Genomic DNA, 11301 nt, shown 5'->3' on the forward strand with positions numbered 1-11301 from the left:
TCCTTAGTCAGAGTCATTGCGGGCTTTGCGGTGCGGCGTCATCGGGTGCCGGAGCCGGCTCGGCGGGCGTATCCAGCGGCGCGTCCGCAGGCTTTGCCGCCGGCGCCGGGCTGGAACGGTAATCGGCGCGACGCTTCATCTGGAACTCACGCACTGCTGCGTTATGCGCATCCAGGTTATCCGAGAAAATATGGCTGCCATCGCCTCGGGCAACGAAATACAGGCTGCTGCCCGCCACCGGGTTCAGCGCAGCATGAATCGCCTCCCGCCCGACCATGGCAATCGGCGTCGGCGGCAGGCCGGCGATCACGTAGGTGTTGTAGGGCGTGGCTTCCTTGAGGTGCGCACGGGTCAGCTTGCCGGTGTAGCGCTCGCCGAGGCCGTAGATCACCGTCGGGTCGGTTTGCAGCAGCATGCCGATCTGCATGCGCCGCACGAATACCCCGGCGATCTGGCCGCGCTCTTCCGGCACGCCGGTTTCTTTCTCCACCAGCGAGGCCATGATCAGCGCTTGATAGGGGTCGGTGTACGGCGCATCGGCCGCGCGCTTGCTCCACTCCTGGGCGAGGACATCGTCCAGACGGTTGTAGGATTTTTTCAGTAGTTCAACGTCGCTCATGCCACGCACGAAGCGGTAGGTGTCCGGGAAGAAGCGCCCTTCAGGAAATACGCCCGGGTGACCGAGTTTTTCCATCACCTCGCTGTCACTCAGGCCGGACAGGGTCTGCTCGATCTTTTCATGCTTGGCCAGGGCCGCGCGCACCTGGCGGAAGTTCCAGCCTTCCACCAGCGTAATGCTGTACTGCACCACTTCGCCACGCTGCCACAGGCCGATCAGGCCCTCGGCGGTGAGGCCCGGGGTCATGCGGTATTCGCCGCTGTGCAGCGGCTGGCCGTCGAGGTTGAAGCGCCAGTAGAGACGCAACCAGAACGCATCCTTGAGCACGCCGTCGTTTTCCAGACGATTGAAGGTGCCGGTGGGGCGTCGCGCCGGCCGGTACGTCCAGCAATTGCTCCTGGGTCAGATTCAGGGGCTGCTCAAGGGCCGAGTTCAGCTTCCAGGCCGAAGCGCCCAGCAGCAAACCCGCCAGGACCAGACCGATCTCCAGCAACAATACAAATTTACGTCTCAAATCAAATATCCAATAGTGCGCGAACAATGCCCTGCAGTTTACGGGTGAGCGGCCCAACCGGCCAGCTCATCGCAGCACATCCGCGCACCGGCCAAATGCCATATACGCTGTTGCACACCAAGACTTCATCGGCCTGTTGCAGCTGCTCAAAGCTGATATCGGCCACGCTTGTCGGGATGCCCAACGCCTGCGCCTGGGCCAACAGCTCGGCCCGCATGACGCCGGCGACGCCGCAGCGTTTCAGATCAGCGGTCAGCAACACGCCGTCACACACCAGGAACAGGTTGCTGAAGACGCCTTCGATGACTCGACCGGACATATCCAGCATCAAACCTTCGGCGTGATCGGCATCCTGCCACTCGGCGCGGGCGAATACCTGTTCCAGGCGATTGAGGTGCTTGAGGCCGGCAAGCAACGGTTGCTCGGACAAACGCGTGGTACACGCAAACAGGCGAATGCCTGACGCTGCATGTTCCGGGGGATAAGTGGCAGGTGGACTGCCTTGCAGAATGCGCCGCGCCGGAGCGCCAGCACTGATGCCATAACCGCGCTGGCTGTCGCCACGGGTCAGGATCAACTTGAGTACACCGTCACCGAGGGCGGCGGCGTAGGCCAGCAATTCGCTGCGGATCAGGGGTTGATCCGCAACAATCGCCAACCGCCTGCAACCTTCTTCAAGGCGCTGCAGGTGGCGGTCAAGCAGCACGGGCTGCCCGGCCTTGACGGCAATGGTCTCGAACAGCCCATCACCGTATGCCAGGCCACGGTCTTTCAGGGGCACTGCGCCCGCCGGCTGACCGTCGACCCAGCTCTCCATCACTCGGCGAACCGGCGGAACACCAGGGAACCGTTGGTACCACCAAAACCGAACGAGTTGGACAGCACCACGTCGATCGGCATCTTCTGCGGCTCGTGAGGCACGAGGTTCAGGTCGCAGCCCTCATCCGGTTCATCGAGGTTGATGGTCGGCGGAGCGACCTGATCCTTGATGGCCAGCACGCTGAAGATTGCCTCGACCGCGCCCGCCGCACCCAACAGGTGCCCGGTCATGGACTTGGTGGAACTGACCGCCAGCTTGTAGGCATGCTCGCCGAACACCGACTTGATGGCCTCGGCTTCCGCCAGGTCGCCGGTCGGGGTCGAAGTGCCATGGGCATTGATGTACTGCACCTGGTCAACGTTGACCTTGGCATCACGCAACGCATTGGTGATGCAGCGTGCAGCACCCGCGCCGTCCGACGGAGGCGAGGTCATGTGGTACGCATCACCGCTCATGCCGAAACCAATCAGCTCGGCGTAGATGGTGGCGCCACGGGCCTTCGCGTGCTCCAGCTCTTCGAGTACCAGCGCACCGGCACCGTCGGCCAGAACAAAACCGTCGCGGCCCTTGTCCCACGGACGGCTGGCACGGGTCGGCTCGTCATTGCGGGTCGACAACGCACGGGACGCGCCGAAGCCGCCCATGCCCAAACCGCAGGCGGCCATCTCGGCACCGCCGGCGATCATCACGTCGGCCTCGTCATAGGCGATATTGCGCGCCGCCATGCCGATGCAGTGAGTGCCCGTGGTGCACGCCGTGGAAATGGCGTAGTTAGGCCCCTGGGCACCCAAGTGGATGGACAGGAAACCGGAAATCATGTTGATGATCGAGCCAGGCACGAAGAACGGTGAAATTCTGCGAGGGCCGGACTCATGCAGGGTGCGGCTGGTTTCTTCGATATTGGTCAGACCGCCAATACCCGAACCCATGGCCACGCCGATGCGCTCACGGTTGGCGTCGGTGACTTCCAGGCCGGCATTACGCACCGCCTGAAAACCGGCTGCCAGGCCGTATTGAATGAACAGGTCGAGTTTGCGGGACTCTTTGACCGAGAGATATTCCTCGACATTGAAGTCCTTTACCGAGCCGCCAAAACGGGTGGAATAGGCAGAAAGGTCCGTGTGTTCGATCAGACCAATACCACTGCGGCCAGCCAGAATGCCCTGCCAACTGCTCGGCACATCCGTACCCAGTGGCGACAACATACCCATACCGGTGACTACGACGCGTCTACGCGACACAGCACTCTCCTTTTTCTAATGACGACACTTTGCATCAGGCTTAAAGGAAAAAACCGCACGCCATAGGGCAGTGCGGTTTTTCCATCACAGCAAGCGACGATTACAAACTATTACGCCTGGTGGCTAGTAACGTAGTCGATAGCAGCTTGAACGGTAGTGATTTTTTCAGCTTCTTCGTCCGGGATTTCGGTCTCGAATTCCTCTTCCAGAGCCATCACCAGCTCAACGGTGTCAAGGGAGTCGGCACCCAGGTCTTCAACGAAGGAAGCGCTGTTGGTCACTTCTTCTTCTTTAACGCCCAGTTGCTCGGCAACGATTTTCTTGACGCGCTCTTCGATGGTGCTCATACCTTGTTTTCACTCCTAATGGACAAATTCAGGCAGCTGGCCAGTGGGTAAGTGTATAGAAAGACTTTTCAGCTTTTCAACTGAAAGCTTCACCCTCGTACCCTATTGGCCATCTGCCTATAAATAGATTGCAGCTTTATAACGGATTTTAGACAGCTCGTATGACATTTTTTTGAAGCGATCCGTCACAATTTAACTCATGTACATCCCGCCGTTCACCGGGATTGTAGCCCCAGTCACGTATGCCGCACCGTCGGATGCCAGGAAAGCGACCACATTCGCGATCTCTTGGGCCTGGCCCAGACGGCCCAGCGGAATCTGCGTCAGCAACGCTTCACGCTGCGCTTCAGGCAATTCGCGGGTCATATCGGTGTCGATGAACCCTGGGGCCACCGAGTTGACCGTAATCGACCGCGAGCCTACTTCACGCGCCAATGCACGGCTGAAACCTTCCAGACCGGCCTTGGCGGCTGCGTAGTTTACTTGGCCTGCGTTGCCCATGGCACCCACAACAGAGCCAATATTGATAATTCGACCCCAACGAGCCTTGGTCATGCCGCGCAAAACACCCTTGGACAGGCGAAACAGACTGTTCAGGTTGGTATCAACGACGTCATGCCACTCGTCGTCTTTCATACGCATCATCAGGTTATCGCGGGTAATACCGGCATTGTTCACCAGAATAGCCGGTGCACCGAATTGCGCCGTGATTTCAGCCAATACGGCCGCCACGGACTCATCGCTGGTCACGTTAAGCTCAAGACCCGTGCCCTGGACGCCGTTTTCCTTCAGCGTCGCGGCAATACGTTCAGCGCCGGCGGCGGAGGTTGCGGTACCGATGACCACAGCGCCCAGACGGCCCAGCTCCAGGGCGATCGCCTGGCCAATGCCACGGCTTGCGCCGGTGACCAGTGCAACTTTACCTTGCAGACTCATGCAGGCTTCTCCTAGGTTCGGAAATTAACGTCAGGCCAGGGCTGCGCGAGCGGCAGCGAAGGCATCCGGGGTATTGAGGTTGGAAGTCGACACGCCTTCGGCGCAACGCTTGTTCAAGCCGGCGAGGACTTTGCCCGGGCCGCACTCTACCAATTGGGTGGCGCCGTTGGCGGCCAGGGTCTGCACCGACTCAACCCAGCGAACCGGCTTGTACAGCTGTTCCAGCAGATCGCGCTTGAGGGTTTCCAGGTCAGAGGCCACGGCGGCACTGACGTTCTGTACCAACGGAATCTGCGGCGCCTGCCAGTTGATCGCAGCGATCGACTCGGCGAAACGCTCGGCAGCCGGGCGCATCAGTTCGCAGTGGGACGGCACGCTGACCGGCAACGGCAACGCACGCTTGGCGCCACGGGCCTTGCAGCTTTCGATGGCGCGCTCTACCGCCGCCTTGGCGCCGGCGATCACCACCTGGCCAGGGGAGTTGAAGTTCACGGCGCTGACCACTTCGCCCTGGGCCGCTTCGGCGCAGGCGGCAATCACGTCAGCATCTTCCAGGCCGAGAATGGCAGCCATGCCGCCCTGCCCGGCAGGAACCGCTTCCTGCATCAACTGGCCACGACGCTCCACCAGCTTGACCGCTTCACCGAGGGTCAGGCTGCCAGCGGCCACCAGGGCGCTGTATTCGCCCAGGCTATGACCGGCAACGTAGGCCGGACGTGCGCCGCCTTCAGCCAGCCACAGACGCCACAGGGCGATGGAGGCGGTGAGGATGGCGGGTTGGGTCTTGTCGGTTTGATTGAGCAGCTCTTCCGGCCCTTGCTGGGTCAGTGCCCACAGGTCGTAACCCAAGGCATCGGAGGCTTCCTTGAAAGTGTCCAGGACCAACTGATGTTCCGCGCCCAGCTCGGCCAACATGCCGAGGGACTGCGAACCCTGCCCTGGAAAGACGAATGCGAGGGATGTAGACATGTAACAAGCCCCTAATGATCTGGTCGTCGGAAATTGGCGCCCCACACGTGGGAGCGCAAGAAACTGACAGATTGGATGGTCAATTGAACTGGCCGGTCACATTTAAGCATTTCCGGCCCGATTCGCCTAAGGCAACAGATCCTCAAGGCGGCCGTGCAAGCGTTGCGGCAGGTTTTCCTGGATCTCGATCAAGGCGCGCTGGATGGCACTTTGAAAACCCTGCACCCCCGCCGAACCATGACTTTTCACCACGATGCCCTGCAACCCCAGGAAACTCGCACCATTGTGCCGCGCCGGAGCCAGGTCAGCCTGCAAGCGCCGCATCAAGGGCAGCGCCAGGGCGCCCACCAGGCGTGACGCCAGGTTGCGCTTGAACAAGGCCTCAATGCGCGCAGCAATCATCGTCGCCAGGCCCTCGCTGGACTTGAGCAGGATATTGCCGACAAAACCGTCGCACACCACCACGTCGGCTTCGCCGCGGTACAGACCGTCACCCTCGACAAAGCCGATGTAGTTCAGGCCTCGCGCGCTTTGCAACAGCGTCGCCGCCAGCTTGACCTGCTGGTTGCCCTTGATGTCTTCGGTGCCGATATTCAGCAGCGCCACCCGAGGCCGGGCCACGCCCAGCGCTTCGGCCGCCACCGAGCCCATCAGGGCAAAGTGCAGCAGATGCTCGGCACTGCAATCGACGTTCGCCCCCAGGTCCAGCAACTGGCAATAGCCCTGCTGGGTCGGAATAGCCGCAACCATCGCCGGCCGGTCAATGCCCGGCAGGGTCTTCAGCACATGCCGGGACAACGCCATCAACGCCCCGGTATTGCCGGCACTGACACAGGCCTGGGCCTTGCCGTCGCGTACCAGCTCAAGCGCCACCCGCATCGAAGAATCAGGCTTGCCGCGCAAGGCCTGCGCAGGCTTTTCATCCATGGTGATGGTTTCGCTGGCCGGTGTAATAGTCAGGCGCGCGCGATCCACCGCCGGATGGCTGGCAATCAGTTCTTCAAGTAAGGAGGGTTGACCGACGAGGGTCAGGTGCAGCGAGGGCGTGGCAGACAGGCAAGCAATGCAGGCCTGAACAATGCTGCGGGGACCGAAGTCCCCGCCCATTGCGTCAATCGCGATGACTTGAGCAGACAAGTGATTACTCGTCAGCGCCCTTGTCGATCACTTTACGGCCACGGTATACGCCTTCTGGCGATACGTGGTGACGCAGGTGAACTTCACCGGTGGTTTTTTCTACAGACAGAGTGCTTGCCGTCAGGGCGTCGTGCGAACGACGCATGTCACGGGCAGAGCGGGATTTTTTGTTCTGCTGAACAGCCATAATTGATTAACTCCTAAACGTTTGGGTCACGCTTTAACTGCGCCAATACACTGAACGGGTTGGACCGCGTTACCTCGTCCTCGCTCGGTTCGGGCTCATCGAGACCCGCCGGCTGCTGGCATTCTTCCGGATGATGAGCAGGCACAATGGGCAAGGCGAGCAAAAGCTCCTCCTCGATCAGTGACTGCAGATCCAAAGGATCTTCGCCCAGTTCCAGCACGTCATAACCTTTCGGCAACGACTGGGTATTCGCACCCTCTTTCACCACAGCATAACTGCATTCGCTGTGGATCGGCAGGGTGACCAGCTCAAGACAACGCTGGCAAACCATTTTGACTTCGGTGTCGATAAAGCTGTGGATTACCACAGACTTACGTTCATCTCGTTCAAAAACGAATTTAGCCTGCACCGTACCGACAGTGTCGGAAAGCGGGTCGCAGAGTCTCTCCAAATCGGCCAGGAGCAGCTCACCTTGAAGGGTGGTGCCACGATCAGCCAATTTGCGCGGGTCAACGTGAGGTGGAATCGGGTCATTCAACATAGGCGCAGCATTATAGGGATGCACCCGGCCATGTCAAAGGAAATTCAGCCCTGTCCGTCACCGGGCCTCCCCGCTAGAATCCGCGACTGCCTTGAGGAGACGCCCATGCTGCCTTTATTACTCGCTTCCAGCTCGGTTTATCGCCGGGAATTGTTGAACCGCCTGCACCTGCCGTTCATCTGCAGCTCGCCGGATATCGACGAAAGCCACCGTCCGGACGAGTCCGCCGTGGAGCTGGTCAAGCGCCTGGCCGAGGAAAAGGCCCGCGCCCTGGCTGACAGCCATCCGGGCCACCTGATCATCGGCTCGGACCAGGTCGCCGCGCTCGACGGCCAGATCATCGGCAAGCCCCACACTTTCGAGAAGGCCCGTGAGCAACTGCTGGCAGCCAGTGGCAAGCGCGTCAGCTTCCTGACCGGCCTGGCTGTACTGAACAGCGCCACCGGCCATTGCCAGGTCGACTGCATCCCCTTCACCGTACACATGCGCACGCTGGACGCCGCACGCATCGAACGCTACCTGCGCATCGAGCAGCCCTACGACTGCGCTGGCAGCTTCAAGGCCGAAGGCCTGGGGGTGAGCCTGTTTCAAAGCACCGAAGGGCCAGACGCCACCAGCCTGGTCGGACTGCCGCTGATCCGACTGGTGGACATGCTACTGGTCGAAGGCGTGCAGATTCCCTGAGAACATCACAAACAAATGTGGGAGCTGGCTTGCCTGCGATGCAGACACCTCGGTACATCAGTTGCACCGAGGTGATGCTATCGCAGGCAAGCCAGCTCCCACATTTTGAGCCATGTCGCGCTCAAGCTCTCAGCGCAGGGTCGGACCCTGGAAGCCCATGTATAGCGCCAGCTTCTCAGCCACGCTGGCACCCAGCTTCTTGGAGAACCGGTCAAACGGCGACTCCTGAACAGTGAAGTCCACCAGTTCTTTCTCGCCAATCACGTCCCGCGCCACCGAACTGGCACTGCCCAGGCCATCGATCAAGCCCAATGGCAGCGCTTGCTCGCCAGACCAGACCAGACCGGAGAACAGCTCCGGATGCTCCTTATCCTTGAGCCGGTCACCGCGCCCCTGCTTCACACTGGCAATGAACTGCCGATGAGTGGTATCCAGCACACCCTGCCAGAACTGGGTTTCATCCGCCTTTTGCGGCTGGAACGGGTCCAGGAACGACTTGTGCTCACCCGACGTGTAGGTACGACGCTCAACCCCGAGCTTCTCCATGGTGCCGACAAAGCCATAACCGGCCGCCGTCACACCAATCGAACCCACCAGACTGGCCTTGTCGGCATAGATCTGGTCGGCAGCACTGGCGATGTAGTAGGCACCCGAGGCACCCAGGTCGGAAATCACTGCATACAGCTTGATGTCCGGGTGCAAGGCGCGCAGGCGACGAATCTCGTCGTACACGTAACCCGACTGCACCGGACTGCCGCCCGGGCTGTTGATGCGCAGGATCACAGCCTTGACCTTGGAGTCCTCGAAGGCCGCCCGCAGGCTGCTGACGATGTTGTCTGCACTGGCAGACTCCTTGTCGGCAATCACCCCGCGCACTTCGATCAACGCCGTGTAATTACCGCTTCGGGTGGCGCTCTTCTCCATGTCCATCAGCGGACTGAACAGCACCAGCATGCCCAACAGATAAATAAAGGTCAGAAGCTTGAAAAAGATCCCCCAACGCCGGGAGCGACGCTGCTCCTGGACACTGGCCAGCAGCGTCTTCTCCAGCAACTTCCAGCTTCTGTCATCGCCATTGTTATCGGCATTGGCCTTCTCAGGCGCTTTCCACTCATCGGTCATGCCATCTACCCCAGCAAAGACTTAATGGGCCCGGCTGAGCCAGGCCTGCAATTCAGAAAAACGGTCAATTGTCAGGCGCGGCTCGTAGGCCTGCAACGCCTGGGCAGATTGGGCGCCGTAGCTGACCGCCACGGAGTCCATGCCAGCATTACGCGCCATCATCAGGTCGAACGACGCATCACCCACCATCAACGCCTGCCGAGGCGACACGCCACATTGAGCGAGGATCTGCTCGAGCATCAGAGGGTGGGGCTTGCTGGCGGTTTCATCCGCCGCACGGGTAGCGTCGAAATAATCTTCCCAGCCATGGGCCTTGAGCACCCGGTCCAGGCCGCGACGGGCCTTGCCGGTCGCGACCGCAAGGTGATAACCGTCGGCGCGAAATGCTTCCAGGGCCTGTGCCACGCCTTCAAACAGCGACGAAGGCTGGGCGTCGAGCGCCATGTAGTGATCGGCGTAGTGCTGACGAAACGCTATCAGCTCGCCATCACCAATCTCCGGGTACAGGGTGCGGATCGCTTCCGGCAGGCCCAGGCCAATAATGCCCTTGACCGCCAGGTCGTCGCACAATGCATAACCGGAACGGGTCGACGCCGCGTGCATCGACTCGACAATCCGACCAATGGAATTACACAGCGTGCCATCCCAGTCAAAGATCAACAGCTTGTAGTCAGGGTGCGACACTCAGGCGCTCCACGGTCTTGGCCCACATTTCATCGACAGGCGCTTGCAGCTTCAATTCGCCACCATCGGGCAGCGGCACGGTCAGCATGTAGGCGTGCAGGAACAGGCGTTTGCCACCCAGGTCGCGGATTTCCTTGGAGAAATCTTCATCGCCGTACTTGGTATCGCCGGCAATGCAGTGCCCCGCATGCAGGGTGTGCACACGAATCTGGTGGGTACGGCCAGTGACCGGCTTGGCCTCGACCATGGTGGCAAAGTCACCAAAGCGGCGCAGCACCTTGAACAGGGTCAGCGCCTCCTTGCCCTCCTCGTCCACCTCGACCATGCGCTCGCCGGAACGCAGGTTGCTCTTCTGCAACGGCGCGCGCACGCTCTTGATCGAGGTGGCCCAGTTGCCACGCACCAGCGCCATGTAGCGCTTGTCCACGCCATCACCGCGCAGGGCGGCATGCAGGTGGCGCAACATGCTGCGTTTCTTGGCGATCATCAACAGGCCGGAGGTGTCACGGTCCAGACGGTGGACCAGCTCCAGCTCCTTGGCATCCGGGCGCAACTGACGAAAGGCTTCGATCACCCCGTAGTTGAGGCCACTGCCGCCATGAACCGCGATGCCACACGGCTTGTTGATCACGATCAGTGCCTTGTCTTCGAAGACAATCGACGCCTCAAGGCGCTGCAACAAGCCCTGGGCCAGTGGGACCGGTTCGTCACGCTCAGGCACCCGCACCGGCGGCACGCGGACGATGTCGCCCGCCTGCAGCTTGTACTCGGGCTTGATCCGGCCCTTGTTCACGCGCACTTCGCCTTTACGCAAAATGCGGTAAATCAAGGTCTTGGGCACGCCTTTGAGCCTGGCAAGAAGAAAGTTGTCGATGCGTTGGCCGGCATATTCCGGCGAGACCTCGAGCAGCTGGACGCTGGGGGTCTGGGGGGCGGTAGTCGTCATGGCGGCGATGATAACAATTTTTTATGGAATTGAAGCACTTAATCATTGCTGCTATAGTCGCGAACGCCGCCAAAAGCGGCCTGGACAGAGGACTAGCGGCAAACTGCCGGCCCTGACCATCGCAATTCATCAGGACGCGAGGCCGTCCTACGGGGCTTTCGCCACCCTGGAAGGCTCGAGATTGTAACAAGCGCAGGTGACATGAGGCCTGAAGCGAGTGCAAAAAGCAGAGTGATTACTCGCCTTTTGCGCCGATATTTACGGCCAGTTCACAAAGTGCAGTCAGTCTGGAGCCAGACCACGGCGAATGCTTCGGAAACAACGCCTGTTACGAGCTGAGTGAGAGCACAATCGCCCACACCCGGTCTTGTTTAGCCATGAGCGTGGACTCCCCATTGGAGAACACGGTAAATGCCAACCCGCTGCGGATTCTGCGCGCGGCAGCACCCGAATTATCAGGGATACGTGTAGGGTGGAGATGCACAACCGTCGGACTGTGTAGCACTAGGCTTATATTTAGACGCTTCATCTCGTCCACAGTCGCCGGTTGATTC

Annotated in this window: 12 protein-coding genes and 1 pseudogene; 1 reads left to right on the plus strand and 12 read right to left on the minus strand. The window is 60.4% G+C overall.

From position 1 onward, the window contains the following. Positions 1–13: 13 nt before the first annotated feature. The 9 genes and pseudogenes from mltG to QF039_RS20580 all read right to left on the minus strand — a co-directional run bounded on the left by mltG (position 14) and on the right by QF039_RS20580 (position 7311). A pseudogene (gene mltG, locus QF039_RS20540) lies at positions 14–1133 on the minus strand (endolytic transglycosylase MltG). Between the two features lies 1 nt (position 1134). Beyond that, on the minus strand, positions 1135–1950 hold the full coding sequence (pabC, locus tag QF039_RS20545) for an aminodeoxychorismate lyase (protein WP_004371289.1): 816 nt from the start codon (positions 1948–1950) through the stop codon (positions 1135–1137). Beyond that, on the minus strand, positions 1950–3194 hold the full coding sequence (fabF, locus tag QF039_RS20550) for a beta-ketoacyl-ACP synthase II (RefSeq protein ID WP_307520391.1): 1245 nt from the start codon (positions 3192–3194) through the stop codon (positions 1950–1952). Before fabF ends, pabC begins: the two co-directional genes overlap by 1 nt. A gap of 110 nt (positions 3195–3304) precedes the next feature. Next, positions 3305–3541 (minus strand): acyl carrier protein, encoded by a 237-nt coding sequence (gene acpP / locus QF039_RS20555; RefSeq protein ID WP_004371293.1) that lies wholly within the window; start codon positions 3539–3541, stop codon positions 3305–3307. Positions 3542–3733: 192 nt separating this feature from the next. Continuing rightward, positions 3734–4477: a 3-oxoacyl-ACP reductase FabG gene (gene fabG / locus QF039_RS20560; RefSeq protein WP_004371297.1), complete on the minus strand. Its 744-nt coding sequence runs from the start codon at positions 4475–4477 to the stop codon at positions 3734–3736. Positions 4478–4507: 30 nt separating this feature from the next. Further along, positions 4508–5446, minus strand: a complete 939-nt coding sequence (gene fabD, locus QF039_RS20565; protein ID WP_102604969.1) for an ACP S-malonyltransferase — start codon at positions 5444–5446, stop codon at positions 4508–4510. A 126-nt stretch (positions 5447–5572) separates the two neighbouring features. After that, on the minus strand, positions 5573–6583 hold the full coding sequence (plsX, locus tag QF039_RS20570) for a phosphate acyltransferase PlsX (protein WP_080673274.1): 1011 nt from the start codon (positions 6581–6583) through the stop codon (positions 5573–5575). Positions 6584–6587: 4 nt separating this feature from the next. Then, the gene (gene rpmF, locus QF039_RS20575; protein ID WP_004371305.1) at positions 6588–6770 is read right to left on the minus strand and encodes a 50S ribosomal protein L32; all 183 of its coding nucleotides are present in this window, start codon (positions 6768–6770) and stop codon (positions 6588–6590) included. Between the two features lie 13 nt (positions 6771–6783). After that, positions 6784–7311, minus strand: a complete 528-nt coding sequence (locus tag QF039_RS20580) for a YceD family protein (RefSeq protein WP_004371317.1) — start codon at positions 7309–7311, stop codon at positions 6784–6786. Positions 7312–7416: 105 nt separating this feature from the next. On the opposite strand from QF039_RS20580, the gene QF039_RS20585 reads away from it, so the two are divergent. Then, entirely contained in the window at positions 7417–7995 is a 579-nt protein-coding gene (locus QF039_RS20585; protein ID WP_307520400.1) for a nucleoside triphosphate pyrophosphatase, read from the plus strand. Positions 7996–8124: 129 nt separating this feature from the next. Here the strand turns inward: QF039_RS20585 and QF039_RS20590 are convergent, their stop codons facing one another. The 3 genes from QF039_RS20590 to rluC are packed head-to-tail and all read right to left on the minus strand — an operon-like array spanning position 8125 to position 10747. Continuing rightward, positions 8125–9117, minus strand: a complete 993-nt coding sequence (locus QF039_RS20590; RefSeq protein ID WP_008434971.1) for a S49 family peptidase — start codon at positions 9115–9117, stop codon at positions 8125–8127. 21 nt (positions 9118–9138) lie between these two features. Beyond that, a complete protein-coding gene (locus QF039_RS20595) occupies positions 9139–9801 on the minus strand; it encodes an HAD-IA family hydrolase (RefSeq protein ID WP_307520403.1) in 663 nt (220 codons plus the stop codon). Continuing rightward, positions 9788–10747: a 23S rRNA pseudouridine(955/2504/2580) synthase RluC gene (rluC, locus tag QF039_RS20600; protein WP_004371325.1), complete on the minus strand. Its 960-nt coding sequence runs from the start codon at positions 10745–10747 to the stop codon at positions 9788–9790. Before rluC ends, QF039_RS20595 begins: the two co-directional genes overlap by 14 nt. Positions 10748–11301 lie beyond the last annotated feature (554 nt).

Origin of the sequence: Pseudomonas sp. W2I6 (genome assembly GCF_030815935.1) — a bacterium.
Classification (GTDB): Bacteria; Pseudomonadota; Gammaproteobacteria; order Pseudomonadales; family Pseudomonadaceae; genus Aquipseudomonas.